General features: G+C 52.1%; 1 protein-coding gene (only partly in view). It reads left to right on the top strand.

Going from position 1 to position 25,532, the window contains the following annotated elements; all coding sequences use genetic code 11:
- Positions 1 to 25,532 carry the 3' portion of an autotransporter-associated beta strand repeat-containing protein gene (locus QUE61_RS07170; RefSeq protein ID WP_286306560.1) on the top strand. It extends 25,255 nt beyond the left edge of the window, so 25,532 of the gene's 50,787 nt are visible here — the last part of the coding sequence; its start codon lies beyond the left edge, outside the window; the stop codon is at positions 25,530 to 25,532.

Genomic DNA, 25,532 nt, shown 5'->3' with positions numbered 1-25,532 from the left:
TTGGGTATCTCAATGGAACATTTAGTGGGGTCACCTTCGGCTCATCGACGACGGGAGCAATTAGTACCGTATCGAACCTTTCTTTTAGAAGTCCCGTGACCTTTGATACCAATGGCACTGCAGCTGTATATTTGGGCGGCAATCTAACAGGTACCGATACATCATCGTTTGCATTTAGTGATAAGGTAGTCATCACCGCTACAACTGTTACAGTACAAACAGCTGATCAGGCAGTTACTTTTAATAGTACCCTTGACGGCACAACCCAATATGGTCAGAGCTTAACCCTAAGTGTTGGTTCGGGAAGCGTCACCTTTAATGGTGCAATTGGCAGTACATACGATTTGAATATCTTTACCTTAGAGGGTACCGGAACATATACGATTAATGCCCCAGTGAATACGGCATCGATCAATACTGGAGTTGGCGGTACGACGGTAATTGATACGCCAACGGTTGCAACGGTTGGCTCTCAAAGCTATAACAATGCCTTATTAATTAAGCAAAATACTACAATTTCAACAACCGATTCGGCCATCACTTTCGGTTCTACAGTTAACACACACTCGCTCGCCACCACGCCAACGCTCACGATTAATTCTGGTTCAGCGACTACGACCTTTAATGGCGCTGTTGGTGGCGTGAAAGTACTGGGTACGACCTCAGTAACCGCCAGCTCCGTAGTAACCGGGGCGGGTGGCACGATTGCGATGGGCGCAAGTGCACTCTCAATTACCACTGATGCAATTAGTCTCGGTGCCAATATTTCAGGTAGCAATACGCTCACGATTGCGCCGAAAACGGCTGCCACGACTATTGGTTTAGCGGGTGCTGCGGGAACCCTAAATCTCACCACCACCGAACTGGACTTTATTCAAAATGGCTTCTCGGCCATCACGATTGGTAGTGCGAGCGTGACGGGCAAGCTCACCGTTGGTGCCTACACCTTTAATGATTCACTTACACTAATTAATGGCGGCGCCACTTCAAACGGTGGCATGCAATTTACAGGCGCTATTTCCGTGCAAGGTGGGGTTGGCGGTACCACAAATACCTTGACCCTTCATTCGCGCGGTACCGTCACCCAAGATAGCGGTGCCAGTATCACGGCGTATGGCTTAGAACTCTTGGGCGCTGGCGCTATCTACACCTTAACGGATAGTGCGAACGCCATTACCACCTTGGCCGGTAGCACCGGTACCGTATCGTTTACCGAGAACTCGGGCTTTGCGATTGGCACCGTCAATACCGTAGGTCTTACCACCAGCGGCAATCTGACATTGAGTAGCACTGGCACCGTCACACAAAGTCAAGCCATTAGTGCGAACGGTCTCGAACTCCTAGGTACGGGCGGAACTTACACCCTCACCAACACCAGTAACGCAATTACTACCTTAGCAGGTAATACGGGAGTGATCTCCTTTACCGAGAACTCGGGCTTTGCGATTGGCACCGTCAACACCGTAGGTCTCACCACTACTGGTAACTTGACTTTAAGCAGCACGGGTAGCGTCACACAAAGCCAAGCCATTAGTGCTGCGGGTCTCGAACTCTTAGGTACCGGTGGAACTTACACACTGACCAATACTAGTAACGCCATTACCACCTTGGCCGGAAGCACCGGTACCGTATCGTTTACCGAGAACTCGGGCTTTGCGATTGGCACCGTCAATACCCCAGGACTGACCACCACTGGTAACCTGACCCTAAATAGCACTGGTACCGTCACACAAAGCCAAGCTATTGGTGCGAGTGGTCTCGAACTCTTAGGTACGGGCGGAACTTACACACTGACCAACACCAGTAACGCCATTACCACCTTAGCAGCCAACACCGGCGAAATAACGTTTACCGAAAACTCAGGCTATACGGTAGGGGTTGTCAATACCACTGGCATAACCACTGCTGGTAATGTGAGCTTGAGCAGTACCGGTGGCATCACGATTAGCAAGAACATCACCTCCGGTGTAGGTACTCAGACTTATACCGGCCCCATCACGCTATCGACTGGAAGCATCACACTCACTGCGACCAATGCGAACATTACCTTGAGTGGCTCGACCACTACCATCAATGGGGCACAGGCTCTCACGATTAATGCCGGATCGGGGACGGTTCAAATTGATGGGGTGATAGGCGCAACTACACGACCACTATCGTTAAGTATTCCCGGTAGTGGCTCGATTATTTTGAACGCCAACATTTCAACGACTGGCGATCAAACTTATAACGGACCTGTTCAGTTAAATAGCAATGTAACGTTAACCACCAGTGGCGCAACCTCTACGACCTATGACTATTCATCCTCGGTGCAAGAAATCACCATTAGTGGCAGTTCATTTACCGTGACTTTAGTCGGTGCCGCCGGGGGTAAGGGTGGCAATGATGGCAATGTTGGAATGAATACGGGCGTTGCTGGTTCTTACACAGCCACGGTCACGGTTGATCCAGGAACCGTAATTCAGATTGCACCCGGTGCTGGTGGCAGCAGCGGTGGTTCATGCTCCAGTTCCTCGTGTGCTGGTGCTGGTGGAACCAATGCGCTGGGAATTGGTAGCGGCGGTTCAGGCGGTGGTGCAGGACCCTCTGGCTCCTCGGGTGGCGGTGGTGGTGGTGGTGCAGCCTCAGTGGTTCGAATTGGCAATACGGGAACGAAATATATTTTTGCCGGTGGTGCAGGTGGTGGTGCTGGGGCGAATAATACAGGAGGCGACGGTGAAACCGCCGGAGCAGATGCCGGAAATTATTTAAGTGCTGGAACCTATAACGGTCAAATTGGCCCAGGCGCGGGACAAACTTCCTCCTACACTATTACTAGTTGCTGTTACGACGGTGGTGGAAGTGGTGGTGGTGGTGGTGGATTACAAGGTGGTGCAACCTCATTTGGTTCTAGACCCTCTGGTGAATGGCGAGGCTTAGGGGGTAATCGAGGCAGTAATGGTGTTACGACTGGAGTTGTCGTGAGCGGTATCACCGATACAACCACCACGGTAACGAATGGTGCACCGGGCACGATCATTATTTCATTGCCCAATGGAAATATTACGTTCAATAGCACGGTCAATAGTGATAGTGGACAGACTCGAAATCTAACCGTGAACTCCAGTTCCTCGAACATCACCTTTACGGGCGCAGTCGGTGGTGCTCAAGGACTTGGCAATATCTCCCTAACTAGTACCGGAACTACTACGTTCACCAGCACGGTCAATGCGGCGAGCGTTGTACAAAATGGCGCATCGGGAACCACCGTCCTCAATGGAGGAAGTGTTAGCACCACGGGAGGCGTACAAACCTATGGCAACAATGTCACCTTGGGTGCGGATACAGCGATCGCAGCGAGCACCGCCACGTTTAATGGCACGGTCTCCGGGGCTTATGCCTTAGCGATTACTGGTAATGCGGTATTCGGGAATGCGGATGCGGATACGGTATCCCTCACAGGTACGGCTAAAAATCTCTCCATCAGTGGCACGACCACGATTAACACCAATGCAATCACGACTTCGGGTTCACAAACCTATAGCGGTGCTCTGACCATTGGTACCAACACCACGCTCACGGCGAGTAATGCCGATATTACTTTTAGCTCAACCGTCAATAGCGCAACAAGCACTGCCAAAACCTTCACAGTAGATGCGGGTTCAGGAACAGTCAGCATGAACGGCGCCGTTGGTGGTACGAATATTTTGAGCACCACCTCCATTACCGCCAGCTCCGTAGTAACCGGGTCGGGTGGCACGATTGCGATGGGAGCGAGTGCACTCTCAATCACCGCTGATGCAATTAGTGTGGGCGCCAATATATCGGGAACTAACACTCTTACCATTGCTCCAAGAACCGCATCAACCACCATCGGTTTGGCGGGCGGAGCAGGTGATCTAAATCTCGATACAACCGAGCTCAACTTGATTCAAGATGGCTTCTCAGCCATCACCATTGGTAGTGCTGCTGCCACTGGCAAGATCACAGTGGGTGCTTATACCTTTAAAGATTCCTTAACCCTGATAAATGGTGGCGCGACTTCCAATGGCGGTATGCAATTTACCGGAGCAGTTTCTGTCCTGGGGGGCACTAGTGGCACTACTAATAACTTAACTCTCAATACCCGCGGCAGTGTTACCCAAGATAGCGGGGCGAACTTGACCGCCGCTAGCCTCGAACTCTTAGGCACTGGTGGAACCTACACCCTCACCAATACTGGTAATGCAATTACCACTTTAGCGGGCAATACCGGCACCGTATCGTTTACTGAGAATGGTGATTTTGCGATTGGCACCGTCAATACCGTAGGTCTTACCACCAGCGGCAATCTGACATTAAGTACTGCCGGAACAATTACGCAGAGTCAAAATATTTCTGCGAATGGGTTACGCTTACTAGGAACGGGAACGCATACTCTAAGCCGAACAAGTAATTCTATTAGTACCTTAGCGGCCGATACTGGTGTCTTAACGTTTGCCCAAAATACAGCGTACACCGTGGGCACCGTGACTACCGTGGGTATCACCACTACCGGTAATTTAACTCTGAGTGGTACGGCTGGCTACACCATCGCACAAAACATCGCATCGGGCGGCACGCAAACCTACACCGGCCCGATTACCCTGTCTACAGGAGCCATTACTCTGACGGCGAGCGATACCACCATTACCTTTAGCGGTTCGACCACCACCATTAATGGCGCACAAGCGCTCACCATTAATCCTGGTTCTGGAGCGATTAGTTTTGGTGGTGTTGTGGGCGGTACCACTGCCATTAGTTCCCTTACCTTACAGGGAACGGGGGTCAATACCTTACCGAGCGCAATCACCGCAACTGGTGCGATTAATCTGAAAGGTACATCACGAACCAATACCCTGGTTGCGGCCACAACGCTAACCAGTAATTCGGCTGGAACCATTACATTGGGTGATACCAATGGCGCCTTTGCGTTTAGCATTTCTAACGGGGCAGGTATCATTGATTTGGCGAATGTGGGTAACAGTACAAGCCTTGCTAGCCTGACCTTATTGGGTACCGGTATTAATCAGTTGCGTGGCAGTCTGACTACCACCGGCGCGATTGACTTAAAGGGCGCATCACGCTCCACCCAACTGTTCTTTAGCCCAACGATTACCACCACCAATGCCAATGTCACGACGGGCACGATTGATGGTGGTACCGGAACAGCGGCTGGTACTTACTCATTAACCATTGCCAACGGTTCTGGCACCATTACGCTTGGAAATGTTGGTGGCACGATCGCGCTCTATGAATTAACCCTTACCGGCACAGGCAACACGGTGGTGGGAAGTATCGATACCACCTATCGCTATAACTTGGGTGCTAGCCGTGGCTTGACACTTAGCGCTGATACCACCTACATCAATCCATCGGATGCCGTTGTTCTTGGAAACATTACTCTGGCCGATGGTGTGACGATCACCCTGGGGAATGGTGGACCCGCAACCATTACGATTAATTCGATTGCAGGTACTGCTGGCGGTACCGCATCGTACGTCGTGATTAATTCAATAAGCACGGTTGGAATCACCACCACGATCGGGACTGACATTGGGTCGATCACGATTACCAATTCAGGTGGTACGACCTTTAGTGGGGCAGTGAGTGCCGCCTCCTTCATTATTACGAGTACTACGGCCGGTAATGCAGTCACCTTCTCGGGCAACCTAACTCTAAGCACTGGCATGACCGTCGGTGCTGGCTCTGCTGCATATAACGTTGTACTCAATGGTTCAAGTAATAGCATCGCCGGTGCAACCACACTTGCTAATACCGGTACGGTGACCCTAGGCAATGGTGGTGATACGACTGCGTTTACTGGCGGTGTTACCGCAACGGCACCAAGTCGTATTTTCCTTGGCGGCACGGTCAGTGCTGCTGGCACCAGTGTGATTAACCTAGACGTACCGATTACTGCTAATTCAAACACGACGGTGGGTGGAACCTCCACCGGCACCATCACCCTAGGCGCCACTACGCTCGCTGATGGTGTGACCCTCACCATTGGTACGGGCATTGCCAACGCGATTAGCCTCTCCTCAATTGCGGGTACTGCAGATGGTACGAGTTCGAACCTGACGATTAATACCACCGGTGCTGTCACCGTCTCGAGCACGATTGGCACCGATATTGGTACGCTTACCATTACCAACTCGGGTGGCACTTCGTTGAGTGGTTCGGTAAGTGTCGCAACACTTACCATCACTAGTACTTCCGCTACAAACACCATCACCTTCAGTGACAACCTCACCGTTGGCACCGGCATGACCGTCGGTGCTGGCTCTGCGGCTTACAACATCGCACTCAATGGTTCAAGTAATAGCATCGCCGGTGCAACCACCTTTGCCAATACCGGTACAGTGACCTTGGGTAATGGCGGTGATACCACTGCGTTTACTGGCGGCGTCACCGCCACGGCTCCTAGTGCAATTACTGTGAACGGTACAGTGAGTGCAGCCGGTACTGGCGTCATTACCTTGGGTGATAGCAATACGGCACTGACCATCGGTGGTACCTCCACCATTGGCGGTACTTCGACCGGTCAAATTACCACCGGTGCGATTAATCTCAATAACAATCTGACGATCGGCGCTGGTGCTGCCACGCCGATTAGCCTCACCACGGTCACTGGACCATCGAGTGGTAGTGCAAACCTCACCATTAACACTACGGGCGCAGTCACTGTCAGTGGTGCCGTTGGTACCAACATCGGCACACTCACCATTACCAACTCGGGTGGCACCACCTTTAGTAGTACTGTTGGCGCCACCACCGTCACCTTGACCGACACCACCGGTGCGATCACCTTCAATGGTGCACTCACCGCGACCACCCTGAACACCAATAGTGCAGGGTACAACCTGGCGCTCAACGCTACCACCGGCACGATCACCAATGCGGTGACCTTCAGTAACACCGGCACCTTAACCTTAGGTGCGAGTGGTGGCACCTTAGCCTTCACCGGTGGTTTAACAGCGACCGCACCAAGTTCAAGAACACTCAAAGGAACCATTAGTAGCACCAATGGGGCCATGAGCTTTGGTTCCATTACCTTAGGTGCTGCGACGACGCTCAATACGAATGCCACCACCAACGTCGCCGATCTCACCATCGGTGCAGTGACTGGTGCAACATATAACCTCACCTTAGTAACTGGCGGTGTAGCTGGCGCAGAAATTAGTGGCTCGTCGGTCTCTGATGTGGGAACGCTCACCATCACCAACTCGGGTGGTACGACTTTTAGCAGTACGGTGAGTGCCACCACCGTCACGCTCACCAACACTGTTGGTACGATTGCGTTCAATGGTGCATTGACTGCCACCACACTCAATACTGCTGCTCAAGCGTATAACGTAGCGCTCAATGCCACGAGCGGTACGATCACCAATGCGGTGACCTTTAGTAATACCGGCACCTTAACCTTAGGTGCGAGTGGGGGAACCTTAGTCTTTAGTTACGGCGTCACGGCCATCGCACCAAGTACCAAGTATTTATCGGGAACGATTTCGATTACCTACGGTACCAGCGCGCTCAATTTGGGCACGACCCCAGTGAGTGTTTTGGCCAATACGGCATTGGGAGGGGGATCCACCGGCACCATCACCCTAGGCGCCACTACGCTCGCTGATGGTGTGACCCTCACCATTGGTACGGGCATTGCCAACGCGATTAGCCTCTCCTCAATTGCGGGTACTGCAGATGGTACGAGTTCGAACCTGACGATTAATACCACCGGTGCTGTCACCGTCTCGAGCACGATTGGCACCGATATTGGTACGCTTACCATTACCAACTCGGGTGGCACTTCGTTGAGTGGTTCGGTAAGTGTCGCAACACTTACCATCACTAGTACTTCCGCTACAAACACCATCACCTTCAGTGACAACCTCACCGTTGGCACCGGCATGACCGTCGGTGCTGGCTCTGCGGCTTACAACATCGCACTCAATGGTTCAAGTAATAGCATCGCCGGTGCAACCACCTTTGCCAATACCGGTACAGTGACCTTGGGTAATGGCGGTGATACCACTGCGTTTACTGGCGGCGTCACCGCCACGGCTCCTAGTGCAATTACTGTGAACGGTACAGTGAGTGCAGCCGGTACTGGCGTCATTACCTTGGGTGATAGCAATACGGCACTGACCATCGGTGGTACCTCCACCATTGGCGGTACTTCGACCGGTCAAATTACCACCGGTGCGATTAATCTCAATAACAATCTGACGATCGGCGCTGGTGCTGCCACGCCGATTAGCCTCACCACGGTCACTGGACCATCGAGTGGTAGTGCAAACCTCACCATTAACACTACGGGCGCAGTCACTGTCAGTGGTGCCGTTGGTACCAACATCGGCACACTCACCATTACCAACTCGGGCGGCACCACCTTCAGTAGTACTGTTGGTGCCACTACCGTGACCCTGACCGACACCACCGGTGCGATCACCTTCAATGGTGCACTCACCGCGACCACCCTGAACACCAATAGTGCAGGGTACAACCTCGCACTCAACGCTACCACCGGCACGATCACCAATGCGGTGACCTTCAGCAACACTGGTACGTTGACGCTCGGCGCGAGTGGGGGCACCTTAGCCTTCACTGGTGGTTTAACAGCGACCGCACCAAGTGCACGCACCATTAGTGGCACTATTAGTAGTAGCAATGCGGCGATGAGCTTCGGTGCGATTACCTTAGGTGCTGCGACGACGCTCAATACCAATGCCACTACCAACGTCGCTGATCTCACCATCGGTGCAATTACAGGTGCCACCAATAACCTGACACTCGTCACTGGTGGCGTAGCGGGCGCAGAAATTACTGGCTCATCGGTCTCTGGTGTGGGTACGCTCACCATTACCCACTCCGGTGGCACAACCTTTAGCGGTGCCGTAAATGCAACGACGGTAACGCTTACTAATACTGTTGGCACGATCGCATTTAATGGTGCGTTGACTGCATCCACACTCAATACCGCAGCCCAAGCGTATAACGTAGCGCTCAATGGCACGAGTGGCACGATCACCAATGCGGTCACCTTTAGCAACACCGGTACCTTAACGCTGGGTGCGAGTGGGGGGACGCTCAGTTTTGGTGCTGCTTTAATTGCTACTGCACCATCGGCTATCACGCTGGCCGGAACCATCAATACCGATAGTGCGGCAGTTTCCATTGGTGCAACGGCGGTCACCACGACCTTAGCAGCGAACACCATGATCAATACCTATGCCAACTCAGGGGCTGGTGCAGCGATTACGATCCATGGACCTATTCAAGGAACTACCGCTGGGGTTGAGACGCTTACCCTTAAATCCAAAGGTGGAGTGATCACGCTCTCTGGTGTGATCGGGTCTTCCACCCGAATTGGTGCTCTTACAGTGGGAGACGGTAGTCAGACTGGAACCATTACGGTCAATGGCACCATCGTTGCGCAAGCCTTGATCGTTGGTGCAAGTAGCGGTTCCAATGCTTTTGCCATTACGCTAAACAATATTGCCTCAGCAGTTGGTGCTACAACTATTACAACAACTGCCACGTTCTACAACACGGGCACGATTCGTTTGGGTGACTTTGCGACAGATACCTTTAGTTTTGTGGGTGGCCTATCGATCGCCAATGCCTCTGCGGTCACGATTAAGGCCCAGACAATTTCAGCTACTGCCAGTGAGTTGTTTATCAATGTGCCAGTACGCTTTGAGGTAAGCACAACACTAAGCCCCACCACGGGCCGAATTACCTTAGGGGCGGTGACCTTGGATGATGGCGCCACCTTGACGCTTGGCGCTGGCGCGGCCACACCCATGACCTTAAGCTCGATTTCTGGAACCGCCGCTGGTGCTAAATCGCACATCACGATCAATACGAGCGATGTGGTTACTTTGAGTGGCAGCATTGGCACGGATATTGGTACCCTCACCATCACTAACTCTGGCGGCATTACCTTTGGTGGTTCGGTCGGCGGGGCTGGTGATCGCATCTCAACGCTTGCATTGACCACGAGCTCCGGCACTATTGAATTTAGCAATAACCTCTATGCCGGCGCTATGAGTAACGCTGGCGGCACGGCTAATATTAAGTTCTTTGGTTCGGTGACCGATGTGACGAGTGCTGTGACTCTGAGTACCACCGGTGATGTGTACTTTGGCGATAGCACGAGCGATACCTTAACCTTCTCACGCGGTATTACACATACCACGGGGAATAATATTCTTGCGGGTACCTTCACTGCGGGCGATCCCACACAATGTACTAGTAGCGTGAACTGCTCGTTCAATATGGGCGGAACAACAAGCTTCCTCAATCAAACCAGCACCTTTGATTTTGGTACCTCATCGATCACGCTCAATAATGTGATCTTGGGTGACGGTGTCACACTCAATTTAGGCGGTGGTAATTCGGGGGCGATTACGGTGGCCTCGATTACGGGCACAGCGGGTGGATTGCCTTCAAATGTTGTAATTAATACGACAGGTGCAGTAAGCATTACCGGGGCGATTGGCACCGATATTGGCACTCTCACTCTGACCAATTCCGGTGGCGGAACCTTCGGTGGCAATGTCACCGTCACGAGTGGCGTCGTGATCAGCGCAACCACTGGAACGGTTGCCTTTAATGGTGTATTAAGTACACCATCCTTAAGCGTTGCTGCGGGAAGCTACAACCTTGCATTAAATGCAAGTGATACAAGCGTAACCAACGCGGTGGTATTTAACAATACCGGGACACTCGCCTTGGGCGCATCCGGTGGCACACAAACCTATGCCGGTGGAATAACTGCAACGAGTCCATCGGCCACGACCTTAAAGGGAACGATTAACAGCACCAATAGCCCGATGACCTTCGGTGCTGTTACCTTGGGCGCAAATACCGTTCTTAACACCAATGCAAGCGCTGATACAGCCGGCATTACCTTGGGTGCAGTCACTGGCTCATCCTATAACTTAACCCTGTCAACTGGAAGTAGTGCGGCAGGCGCAAGTGTGACTGGTACCAGCTTCTCGGGCACTGGAGCCTTAGCCCTTGAGAACATTGGTGGTACAACGAGCTTTACAGGAGGCATCACTGCACAAGCTCTGACTGTGGCAAGTAGCGTTAATAATCTTGAGTTATTAGGAGCTACTGGCACGATTACGGATACGGTGACCTTTGGTAACACTGGTGCGCTGACATTGGGAGCAAGCGGTGGTTCGCAAACTTACAGCAATGGTTTGACAGCAGTCGCACCTTCGGGCATCACCGTCAATGGCAGTCTCGTACTGGGCGGAACCAGTTCGCTGGGTGATAGTAATACCGCGATCACCTTGGGTAGTGCTGCGACTCTCAGTGTGAACACTGGCGGCACACTCACCATTGCAGGCGCAGTGGGTGGCAGTGACAAAAATCTGACCATCGGTGGTGCGGGCAACACCACGATTAGTTCAAGTATTGCCACCGGCAGCGGTACCTTGACTAAGTCGGGTGACGGTACCTTAACCTTGAGTGCGAACAACAGCTTTACCGGAGCAACCACCATTAATGGCGGTATCGTGGTGATTCATGCTGATGCTGCACTCGGTACGATTAGTACGTTGAATGCGGCTGCGATCACACTCAACAATGGCGCTTTACAAGCCAGCGAAACATTTACCTTAGATAGCAATCGTGGCATTACGCTGGGAACTTCTGGTGGCGGACTCGCGGCAAGTGCGACAAAGACCTTAACCTACGGCGGCGTGATTACTGGTAACAATCCGCTCACGATCAATGGCGCCGGTCAAACGGGCACCGTGATCTTAACGGGCACCAATGGCGCGAGTACGATCACCATTGGTGGCGGTACTTTACAAGTAGGCAATGGTGGCAGTACCAACTCCTTGGGCACGGGTGCGATTACGAATAATGGCAACCTCGTCTTTAATTTAGCGGGCGCACAAACCATTAGTCGCGCGATTTCTGGAACGGGTACGGTGGAGTTTGCTGGATCTGGAACCTATACCCTGTCGGGTACGAACTCCTATCAAGGCTTAACGACGCTCACATCGGGCACGCTCATCGTAACCAATGCTTCTGCCTTAGGTTCCAGCGGCCAAGGCATTACCGTGAATGGTGGCATCTTGGATCTGCAGGCGGATGTTGGTGCAGAGCCGATTATTCTCAATGGCGGATCGCTTGCGACCTCCTCGGGGTCGGGCGCATTCTCGGGAGCCTTAACGCTTTCAACGAATACCACCTTTGATGTGGCGAGCGGTACCTTGACAATCTCTGGCGTGATTAGTGAAACGGGTGGTAGTCGCTCCGTCACCAAAACGGGTAGTGGTATCTTAGTGCTAACGAACGCCAACACCTACTCGGGCGGCACCATCGTATCCGCGGGTACTTTGCAAGCGGGCGATAACTCAACGGGATCGCCTGTCACCAGCGGTCCATTTGGAACGGGCCTCATTACCGTTTCCGGTGGCGGTGCAATTGATCTCTATGGCAAGACGATTGGTAATGCACTCAACTTATCGGGTAGTTATGGTGCCATTGGTGCGCTTACCAATTCCGTAACGAGCGCAGAGGGTGTGGCTAGTGGCACGGTGACCTTAGCCGCCAACGCCTCAGTCGGTGGCGCTGGCAACATTCTCATGAGTGGCGCGTTAACGGGTTCGGCTAACTTGACGCTCATCGGCTCTGCCACTGTGACCCTGAGCGCTGCAAACGATAGCTCTTTCTCGGGTGCAATCACAGTCGATAGCGGAGTGCTCTCGGTGGGCGCTGATACCAACCTCGGTGCTAGTGCCGGTCGCCTTACCTTAAACGGTGGCGCACTTTTAGCGAATGCAAGTTTCACCTTGCATGCCAATCGTGCACTCACGTTGACCGCTGCGAGTGGCTTGCAAGCGGCTTCTGGAGAGACGCTCACCTACTTAGGTGATATTACGGGTGGTACTTATGCCCTCACTATCAACGGCAACAGTCAAACTGGCACCGTAGTGCTTGGGGGCAATAACACCTATGGCAACACCATCTTAAGTAGTGGCACAGTACGCATCGCTGCAAACACCGCACTAGGTAGCACCGGTACGATCTCATTTGCTGGCGGTACCTTGCAATACACCGCAAGCTACACCGCTGATCACTCGGCACGCTTTAGTAATGCGGCCAATCAAGCCTATGCGATTGATACCAATGGTGAGACTGTGACCTTAGCTACTGCGCTCACCAGTTCCGGCGGCACCTTGGTGAAAACCGGTACCGGCAACTTAATCTTTGCCGCCGATCAAACCTATACCGGCAGCACCACCATTAGTGCTGGAACGCTCACATTGGGTGCGGGCGGTACTGTTGGCTCTGTGGCCGGTCATATTGTGAACAATTCAGTGTTGCAATTGAACCGCTCGGATAGCCAAACGTATACAGGCAATATCAGTGGCACCGGTTCTGTGAGCAAACTCGGTAGCAATACGCTCACCTTAACCGGTAGCCAAACCTATTCAGGAGCCACGACAATTAGTGGTGGTGCACTCATTATTCGTAACAATGCCCCAAGCTTATCCACCAGTACGTATTCGGGTTCAGGTAGTCTCACAATTGAACCAGTCGGTACCAGCTTCAGTGGCACCCTGACCGTCAGTGGCATCACCTTTGATAGTACCTTGGCGGGCGTAACCCTCGGTAAGAGTTCGAATACCTCGAACCTGACCCTCTCGAGCGCCATCAATATTACCGGTCCAGTGACGCTCTATGGCGACACCATTACCGTTAACAGTGCCATTAGCACTCAGAGTTCGAATGCCATTAATGTAGTGGCTGCCACAACCGTTGATTTGACCTCCGGTGCAAGTCTCACTAGTAGCAGTGGAGCGATTAACGTCACGGGTGGCACGGGATACATCTATATTCGCAGTGGCTCTGGCGATATAGCAAGTTCGACCAACGGCACGATTACCTTCACAGCTGCGCCCAATGGTAATTTATCGAACGACCATCTGAAGTTTGCTAATCGCGGTGTGACCGCCCCCAACATCACAGTTTCAGTAGGACCCTGGAACGTTCTCTTGGGACTTAAATACGACGATACAGTCGGTTTGTACTTGAGCGATCTGCGTAATTTACGTGCGAGCAATACCTTGACCTACGGTTGCCTAAGCGATTGTGGTGAAAACAGTTTTATGCAAGTCACTCATAACATCGCGATTGCGGCGACCGACGTGCTTGGCAACTTGACCCTCGCACACTCGACGATCTATATGTACAGTGGCACATCGATTACCTTGGGTACGGGTAAGGTACTGACCTTCCAAACGAATAAGGCGACATCAACCAGTACGATGGAAGGTAGCATTGGCGGTGCGACTTCACTCGCAAAAACAGGCCCAGGTACTTTACGTATCGACACCAATAACGCCTACACTGGAACCACAACCATTAGTGCTGGCACCTTGCAAATCAGTAACGCCAGCACCACCGGCACCTTAGGCAGTGGCGCTGTTACCAATAACGGTACCTTGACCTTCAATCGCAGCAATGCGATGACGGTAGCCAATGCGATTAGTGGTAGCGGTAGTGTGGTGCAGGCTGGTACCGACACCGTGACCTTGACCGCAGATAACAGTTACGGTACCACCACGATTAACAGTGGCGCTACCCTCCAAATCGGCAACGCCAGTACCACCGGTACCTTAGGCAGTGGCGCCGTTACCAATAACGGTACCTTGACCTTCAATCGCAGCAATGCCATGACGGTAGCGAACGCGATCGGTGGTACAGGTGCCGTCAATCAAACCGGTAGTGGTAGCACCACCTTCTCGGTCGCCAATACCTATACGGGACTCACCACCGTGAGCGCGGGTACTTTAGTCGTTACCCATGACAACGCCTTGGGTGGTACGGGAACCGGTACCACCGTGAGTGGCGGTATCTTGGATCTCCAAGCCAACATCGGGTCTGAGCCGATTACCCTCAGTGGCGGTGCCTTACAAACCACCGCCGGTACGGGTGCGATTGCTGGCACCATCACCCTCAGTAGTGATAGCACCATCACTGCTGATGGTACCTTAACCCTCTCGGGTGCCATCGGTGGTGCGTATAGCCTCACCAAAGCCGGTAGCGGTACTTTGAACCTCACCGGTGCCAATACCTACAGCGGTGGCAGCACCACCATCAATGCCGGTACGGTGGTTGTGAGTGGTTCCGGTAGCTTAGGTGCCAGCACGAACAATCTCACCTTGAGTGGCACGGCATCGCTGGATCTACAAAAGAGCCTCACGGTGGCGAATCTGGTGCTCGCTAGTGGCAACACCATCACCAATAGCACTGGTACATCAAGCCTCACGGTCAATGGCACATCGAGCCTAGCCGGCACGATCACCACGAGTGGTGATCAAACCTATACCGGTGCAAGCACCTTACTGGCGAACACCAGCCTCATCTCCAATAGTGGTGCTGGCAATGGCACGATTACCTTTAGTAGTACGGTCAACAGTAATAGTGGCAACAACTACAGCCTCACTACCACTACCGGTACTGGTAGCACCACCTTCAGTAGTACGGTAGGTGCTACCCAAGCTCTAGCAAGCCTCACCACCAGTGGTGCGACATCGCTCGCTGGTAATGTGACCACCACGGGTGTTCAAAACTACGGCGGCAATCTCACACTCACTGGAGCAGACATCAACCTTAACACCACCAATAGTGCGGTGACGGTGGGGGGTAATGTGATTGCCACACTTGCTTCATCTGGAACGGTTTCAGTGACTTTGTATGATGGTTTAAATCAAACCGGTAATACCTATGTCTTTACTGGTGCTGGCAGTTACGACTACAACCCATACTTTGATCGTCCTGTATCTGGAATTGTTTGGAATGATCGCGCTCAGTCCATCAGGGTATCGAATGGCTCAGCAACCGTGTGGGAGCATCAAGTTACCGTAGGTCGTAGTGAAACCTTTACGAGCGGTTCATTTAATATCTCTTCGGGTATTGGTGGGGTGAGCTCAATCGTGTTAACGGGTGGCTCAGCGACATATGGCAATTTAGGTATCCAAACAGGTTCTGGTGCGATCACCATGAGCGGTACGGTTGCGAATGTTGCAACACTTACCATGAACTCGTCGAGCACCTCTAACCAAATCGTTGGGGCAATTAGTGGCAGCACCAATGTGGTCAACAATGGTACTGGTACCGTAACCCTCACAGGCGTGAACACCTATACCGGCACTACCACCATTAACGCCGGTAGAGTCGTTCTCTCGGGCAGCGGTGTCTTGCCCACGGGTGGTAATGTCACGATTGCGGGTGGTGAATTGGATTTGGGTACAACCAACCTCAACGCGGGTAACCTCACGATTAGTGCCGGTGAAATCCTAAGCACCTCGGGCGTATTAACGGGTACCGCCTTCACCATTAACAACAACGTAGCTAATCCAATCACAATTGGCGCCATCTTGGCAGGCACATCCGCAACCCTCACAAAATCGGGAGCAGGCACGCTCACGCTTACCAATATCAATACTTTTGATGGCGCCACCACCATCAGTGATGGTACTTTAGCGCTGTCGGGATCGGGAAGTATTGCAAGCTCGAGTGGCCTCACCAATAACGCCAACTTTGACATTAGTGCGAGCACATCCGGCGCCACTGTGACGAGTATTGCGGGATCCGGTACCACTACGCTCGGTAGCAAGGTTCTGACTATTGCTAGTGCAAGTGGATCACTCAGCGGTGTGGTCAGTGGTAGTGGCGGCATCGTGCTTACTGCTGGAACACAAACCTTGGCGGCTAACAATACCTATACCGGTGGTACCACTGTTAATGGCGGAACGCTCAAGGCTGGAGTTAGCAGTGTGATGAGTGGTGGCTCGATTAGCACCAGCGCGTTTGGTACCGGTGCAATTACGATTGCTAGTGACGCCACTTTAGATTTAGCAGGGTATACCGTTGCGAATAATCTCAACTTGATTGGTACTGGCACCAGTGCCACGGTTGGCGCACTCACCAGCACCAGCGGCACGACCGGTGTGGCAAGCGGTAGCCTCACATTCACGGGGCATACGTCCTTGGGCGGTACCCACGACTTCACGATTAGTGGCGCAATTGGTGATGGTGGCAATGCGTACAACTTGAATAAAGTGGGCGCAAATACTGTAACTCTCACGAATACCAATACGTATACCGGTAGCACTACGATTACTGCAGGTACTCTGAGCATCAGTGGCAGTGGCTCGATCACCAACAGTACGGTCAATAACAATGCAAACTTCGATATCAGTGGTGCGAGTGGCTCGGGCATTACGGTGATTAGTCTGACTGGCAATAGCGCAGGCACTGTTGCCTTGGGCGCAAAAACCTTAACCCTGAGCAATGCTGCCGGAACATTTGCTGGCGCAATTGACGGTACTGGTGGTGCTCTCGTGATTACTTCAGGCACTGAATTATTTACTGGAACCAATACCTACACCGGTACCACCACCATCAATAGTGGCGCTACATTACAAATCGGCAACGCCAGCACCACCGGCACCTTAGGCAGTGGCGCCGTTACCAATAACGGTACCTTGACCTTTAATCGTAGCAATGCCATGACGGTAGCGAACGCGATTAGCGGTAGCGGTAGTGTGGTGCAGGCTGGTACTAATACCGTGACTCTGACCGCAGATAATAGCTATGGCACCACCACGATTAATAGTGGCGCTACCTTGCAAATCAGTAACGCCAGCACCACCGGCACCTTAGGCAGTGGCGCTGTTACCAATAACGGTACCTTGACCTTCAATCGCAGCAATGCGATGACGGTAGCCAATGCGATTAGTGGTAGCGGTAGTGTGGTGCAGGCTGGTACCGACACCGTGACCTTGACCGCAGATAACAGTTACGGTACCACCACGATTAACAGTGGCGCTACCCTCCAAATCGGCAACGCCAGTACCACCGGTACCTTAGGCAGTGGCGCCGTTACCAATAACGGTACCTTGACCTTCAATCGCAGCAATGCCATGACGGTAGCGAACGCGATCGGTGGTACAGGTGCCGTCAATCAAACCGGTAGTGGTAGCACCACCTTCTCGGTCGCCAATACCTATACGGGACTCACCACCGTGAGCGCGGGTACTTTAGTCGTTACCCATGACAACGCCTTGGGTGGTACGGGAACCGGTACCACCGTGAGTGGCGGTATCTTGGATCTCCAAGCCAACATCGGGTCTGAGCCGATTACCCTCAGTGGCGGTGCCTTACAAACCACCGCCGGTACGGGTGCGATTGCTGGCACCATCACCCTCAGTAGTGATAGCACCATCACTGCTGATGGTACCTTAACCCTCTCGGGTGCCATCGGTGGTGCGTATAGCCTCACCAAAGCCGGTAGCGGTACTTTGAACCTCACCGGTGCCAATACCTACAGCGGTGGCAGCACCACCATCAATGCCGGTACGGTGGTTGTGAGTGGTTCCGGTAGCTTAGGTGCCAGCACGAACAATCTCACCTTGAGTGGCACGGCATCGCTGGATCTACAAAAGAGCCTCACGGTGGCGAATCTGGTGCTCGCTAGTGGCAACACCATCACCAATAGCACTGGTACATCAAGCCTCACGGTCAATGGCACATCGAGCCTAGCCGGCACGATCACCACGAGTGGTGATCAAACCTATACCGGTGCAAGCACCTTACTGGCGAACACCAGCCTCATCTCCAATAGTGGTGCTGGCAATGGCACGATTACCTTTAGTAGTACGGTCAACAGTAATAGTGGCAACAACTACAGCCTCACTACCACTACCGGTACTGGTAGCACCACCTTCAGTAGTACGGTAGGTGCTACCCAAGCTCTAGCAAGCCTCACCACCAGTGGTGCGACATCGCTCGCTGGTAATGTGACCACGACGGGAGTACAGAGTTATGGGGGCGAAGTTTCTGTGACGGGTGACGCTAGCTTGCAAACCTCGAATTCCGACATTAACTTTAATAGCAATTTAGTTTTGAGTGCGAGTCTCACAGTCAACGCTGGAACAGCTAATGTAAATGTTTTAGGTAATATTTCTAAGGGAAGTGGTGTGGTGGCCAGCCAGGCTTCATACGAGGCTGAGGTATTAAGCAGTAATCCGTTAGTGTTCATACCGCTCACCGATGCAATTAATTCGAGCACAGCAACCAACTTAGGAACTTTAGGCGGCAACGGTACTTATTTCATTGAGAGTTCCGCAGGTGGCCCAGGAAGAACAGCCGGATTGTTTGCTGATACCACTGCGATGTATGTGCCTGGATCGAGTTACTTAACTTATCCGAATCAGGCGACATTAAATCCGGGTTCAGGCTCATTCACGATGGTTGCCTGGGTGAAGAACAATGCCGGCGGTAATGGCATGATCATGAATAAAGAAAATCAATACGAGATTGCAATCCAAGGTAATCGTATTGAGTGGGCTATTGCAAACTCCAGCCCAGGCTGGGCTTGGATTAACGCCAATAACTATTTACCGGCCACTGGTTCATGGACACAGATCGTCTTGACGAGCAATGGTTCGCAACTTAATGTGTATGCCAATGGATCGGCGATCCAAACAAACTATCCAATATCTGGAGCGGTATCCACAGGGGCTGGTGCAGCACTGATGGTGGGTAATAGGACCTATGGCCCACAATACTTTAATGGCGGTATTAGTAATGTGGCTTACTACAATACAGTTCTCACGCCAGCGACAATATTGAGTCAGTATCAGGCTGCAACCAGTGGCGTTAATGTGAGTGCAAGTTTATCCGTGACTAGCGCAACACTAAATATCAGCGGATCGGTTTCGAATCTGGCAACACTGTCGGTCACCACTACCAGCGCCTCCAGTAGCGTAGCTGGTGTAATTTCAGGAACGGGTGGTGTTGCCAAAACCGGTACCGGCACCTTAATCCTCTCCGGCAACAACACCTACACCGGTACTACCACCATTGATGCGGGTACCTTAAGTGTCACCGGTACCTTATCGGATAGCACGGCCGTGACAGTCGCCAGTGGCGCCACGTATAACGTCGCCGCCAATGACACCATCGCTTCCTTGGCTGGCGCTGGTGCTGTTAACCTCAATACCTCCTTCACCCTCACCACCGGTGATAGTAATAGCACTACCTATAGCGGTGTGATGAGTGGGGCGGGTAACCTCGTGAAGGTCGGTAGCGGTACCTTGACCCTCTCGGGCAACAACACCTACACCGGTACAACGACGATTAATGCCGGTACGGTCGTAGTGACCCACAACAATGGTTTAGGTAGCACCGCTGGCGGTACCACCATTGCCAGTGGTGCAACACTCGATCTGCAGAATGTAGCCGTCGGTGCGGAAGCAATAACCTTAAGTGGTGGCACTCTCAAAGATGTCACTAGCTCCCTAGCTGGTAATGTCACCTTAACCGCCGATAGTACGATTAGTGCTACTAATGTTGGTGATCAGTTCACCTTAAGTGGCGTAATCTCAGGACCTTACAGCATCACCAAGGGTGGTTTAGGAACCGTGATCTTCAGCGGCAACAACACCTACACCGGTACTACCACCATTGATGCGGGTACCTTAAGTGTCACCGGTACCTTATCGGATAGCACGGCCGTGACAGTCGCCAGTGGCGCCACGTATAACGTCGCCGCCAATGACACCATCGCTTCCTTGGCTGGCGCTGGTGCTGTTAACCTCAATACCTCCTTCACCCTCACCACCGGTGATAGTAATAGCACTACCTATAGCGGTGTGATGAGTGGGGCGGGTAACCTCGTGAAAGTCGGTAACGGCACCTTCACCTTGAGTGGCACCAACACCTACACCGGTACCACCACCATTAATGCCGGTACTTTAGTGGTTGGTGCAGATACCAACCTAGGTACCGCACCTGGATCGGCGACCACGGGTCAACTAGTTCTCAATGGCGGTACCTTAAATACCACCGCTAGCTTTACGCTCAATGCCAACCGCGGTATTACCCTTGGTAGCTCGGGCGGCACCATCGACACCAATAGTGCCACCACCTTAACGTATGGCGGCATCATGGCCGGTACTGGAGCCCTCACTAAAGCAGGCACCGGCACCTTAATCCTATCCGGCAACAACACCTACACCGGTACTACCACCATTGATGCGGGTACCTTAAGTGTCACCGGTACCTTATCGGATAGCACGGCCGTGACAGTCGCCAGTGGCGCCACGTATAACGTCGCCGCCAATGACACCATCGCTTCCTTGGCTGGCGCTGGTGCTGTTAACCTCAATACCTCCTTCACCCTCACCACCGGTGATAGTAATAGCACTACCTATAGCGGTGTGATGAGTGGGGCGGGTAACCTCGTGAAAGTCGGTAACGGCACCTTCACCTTGAGTGGCACCAACACCTACACCGGTACCACCACCATTAATGCCGGTACTTTAGTCATTACCAGCACTGGCACCCTTGGTGCGGCGACAAGCAACCTCACCATGAGTGGTAATTCGATCTTAGATTTGCAAACGGCAGTAACAATCAATAATCTTGTGATGGCCTCTGGCAACACGATTACCAATAGCGCCGGCAGCTCAAGCTTAACCGTCAATGGCACCTCCACCTTAGCTGGTGCGGTTATCACGAGCGGTAATCAAACCTACACTGGTGCAACAACCTTGGGGGCTAACACCACGCTCAACTCCAGTGCTGGAAATGGCACGATTACCTTTAGTGGTACAGTCAATAGCAACAGTGGTAATAACTATAGCCTGACCACCACCACTGGCACTGGCAGTACTACCTTCAGCAGCACTGTAGGTGCCACCCAAGCCCTCTTGAGTCTTACCACCAGTGGTGATGCTTCCTTAGATGGCAATATCACCACCATCAGTACACAGAATTATGGCGGCAATCTCACCCTTACTGGAACAGATATCAATCTCAATACCACTAATAGTGCAGTCACAATCAGTGGTGGGGTGAGTGCTAGCAATGGTACAACCACGACTTATTTAACTGGCGGTACCACATGGACAACCACTCAAAATGGTAGCAATCCATACACTATTAATAGTATTAACTTAGGCCAAAGTTGGACGTATCAAGCCGATTATCTCGTTGGCGCTATGTCTGGTGATGGATTGAATACGATCCTCTCGTATGGTGATTACAGAGACGGTGTCTTAGTTCGTACGCAAGGAAGGGGTGACAGCCTCTATCTAAAGGGTACTAACTATGGTGCGATCGATTTATTTGGTAATGGCAACAGCGGAACTGCTGGTATCTATCGAACAGTAAAAGTCACATATACAAACCCGAGCGGTATTGGAACACTAAGCGTCTTTACCGATAATGTTCTCAAAGCCAGCATGAGCGTTGCTGGAAACTTATCGCCCGCAAATCAAACTTTGTATATTGGCCGCGCAATTCACGCCTGGGGTGAAGGATTAAATGCCACCATTAAAAATATTAGTATTACTGGTGGCGCAACTGGCTCTGCACTCACCATTAATAGCGGAACTGGTATAGCCCTTATAAATGGTGCCGTCTCAAATCTCACCACCTTATCTGTGAATTCAGCATCCGCAACCAATGAGGTTGTTGGTGTGATTAGTGGCTCTACTAATCTTGTGAAAGCAGGCACCGGCACCTTAATCCTATCCGGCAACAACACCTACACCGGTACTACCACCATTGATGCGGGTACCTTAAGTGTCACCGGTACCTTATCGGATAGCACGGCCGTGACAGTCGCCAGTGGCGCCACGTATAACGTCGCCGCCAATGACACCATCGCTTCCTTGGCTGGCGCTGGAAATGTCAACCTCAATAGCTTCACCCTCACCACCGGTGATAGTAATAGCACTACCTATAGCGGTGTGATGAGTGGGGCGGGTAACCTCGTGAAAGTCGGTAACGGCACCTTCACCTTGAGTGGCAACAACACCTACACCGGTACTACCACCATTGATGCGGGTACCTTAAGTGTCACCGGTACCTTATCGGATAGCACGGCCGTGACAGTCGCCAGTGGCGCCACGTATAACGTCGCCGCCAATGACACCATCGCTTCCTTGGCTGGCGCTGGTGCTGTTAACCTCAATACCTCCTTCACCCTCACCACCGGTGATAGTAATAGCACTACCTATAGCGGTGTGATGAGTGGGGCGGGTAACCTCGTGAAAGTCGGTAACGGCACCTTCACCTTGAGTGGCACCAACACCTACACCGGTACCACCACCATTAATGCCGGTACTTTAGTGGTTGGTGCAGATACCAACCTAGGTACCGCACCTGGATCGGCGACCACGGGTCAACTAGTTCTCAATGGCGGTACCTTAAATACCACCGCTAGCTTTACGCTCAATGCCAACCGCGGTATTACCCTTGGTAGCTCGGGCGGCACCATCGACACCAATAGTGCCACCACCTTAACGTATGGCGGCATCATGGCCGGTACTGGAGCCCTCACTAAAGCAGGCACCGGCACCTTAATCCTATCCGGCAACAACACCTACACCGGTACTACCACCATTGATGCGGGTACCTTAAGTGTCACCGGTACCTTATCGGATAGCACGGCCGTGACAGTCGCCAGTGGCGCCACGTATAACGTCGCCGCCAATGACACCATCGCTTCCTTGGCTGGCGCTGGTGCTGTTAACCTCAATACCTCCTTCACCCTCACCACCGGTGATAGTAATAGCACTACCTATAGCGGTGTGATGAGTGGGGCGGGTAACCTCGTGAAAGTCGGTAACGGCACCTTCACCTTGAGTGGCACCAACACCTACACCGGTACCACCACCATTAATGCCGGTACTTTAGTGGTTGGTGCAGATACCAACCTAGGTACCGCACCTGGATCGGCGACCACGGGTCAACTAGTTCTCAATGGCGGTACCTTAAATACCACCGCTAGCTTTACGCTCAATGCCAACCGCGGTATTACCCTTGGTAGCTCGGGCGGCACCATCGACACCAATAGTGCCACCACCTTAACGTATGGCGGCATCATGGCCGGTACTGGAGCCCTCACTAAAGCAGGCACCGGCACCTTAATCCTATCCGGCAACAACACCTACACCGGTACTACCACCATTGATGCGGGTACCTTAAGTGTCACCGGTACCTTATCGGATAGCACGGCCGTGACAGTTGCGAGTGGTGCAACGTATAACGTCAATACTGCTGACAGTATCGCTGCTTTGTTGGGCGCTGGAACGGTAGCACTTAATGCCAACTTAACGATTGGTGGTACCAATTTAGATAGCAATTTCACAGGACCCTTGGGCGGCACTGGATCACTCATTAAGACAGGCTCCGGTGAGTTGACCTTGTCGGGTGCGAATACCTATTCGGGTAATACCGTGATCAATAATTCTGTCTTGAATCTTGGTAATGCCGATGCCTTAGGTAGTGGACTCTTGGTAATCGATGCTGGTCAGCTCAAACTGGCGGATGGCGTAACGCTCACCTCATTGCGGGTGAGTGGTTCGATCCGTATTCGCAAGGATATCCGCACCACTGGAGCCCAACTCTATGACGGCAATGTAGTAATTGATCCGGAGACTGGTTCGACGATTTCGCTCACGAGCTCGAATGCCAACATTACTTTTAATGGATTATTAGACGGCACTGCGAAAGTAACGTCTAGTAACTTGACGGTGAGTGCGGGTACCGGAACCGTCACGCTGGGCGATAGCGTGGGTTCGATTAATCCTTTAGGTCGATTGGAGGTGCGTGCTGGTCAAATTATCATCAAGGGCGATGTGCTTACGCTCTTGCAGCAACTTTATTTTGGTGATGTCACGATTAGTGATAATGGTCGTGAAGGATTCTTGTACGACTCGTTTACAAGAAATACGAAGCCGGTTGAACAGTTCCGTATGATTTCACGGGTGAAGACACGCACCTTTATGTCGATGGATCCTCTTGTTGAATTTAATAATAAGGTCGATGGCGATGCCAAAGATGTTTACTCGCTCTTAGTAGCCTCGATCTTTAATGGTTTTGCAGAAACTGATGCGGATCCAAATTACCCAATTGTCAGCTTTAATGGGGCTGTAGGATCGATTAATCCCTTCTACTCGGCTAACATTCAGACTTTGCAATTTAGAGATCGCTTAAGCACCAGCTTGGACATTGGCGGCATTATTAATGTCACCAGCGGTGTACAAACCGCTACTGATCAAAACTACAGTACCGATCGCATGAATATTGTGGCTGATTCCACAACGCTCGCAACCACCTTTAAATCATCGCAAACGGGAATGATTAACTTTGATATATCGCAGGTTGGCGGACAATTTAATGTGAATGGCACGGGTCGCATGATCATTGATGGCGAAACAAACTTTACAGGCTCTGGCATTGGATTAACCGGAGTGAGCTTCCCGGTACAAGAGGCTCGTGCCGCTGCCGCTGCCGCAGCAGCCGCTAATAAGAGTGCCTTAACAACCACCTTAAAGGTTAATAAACTGTTCAGACTCAATGAGGATACTGGGACAACAGGCGAAGTGGTAGTTGCCATGGATGAATCTGTTCAAGTGAGAGATCAGCTGGCCAATGGTGAAGAGTGCGAAGAAGGGTCGACACAACTCGCTTGTGCGCGATAA

The organism is Polynucleobacter sp. HIN5 (assembly GCF_030297555.1).
Taxonomy (GTDB): domain Bacteria; phylum Pseudomonadota; class Gammaproteobacteria; order Burkholderiales; family Burkholderiaceae; genus Polynucleobacter.
Note: the sequence above shows the minus strand (reverse complement) of the source record. Positions and strands in the feature narration are given on the sequence as shown.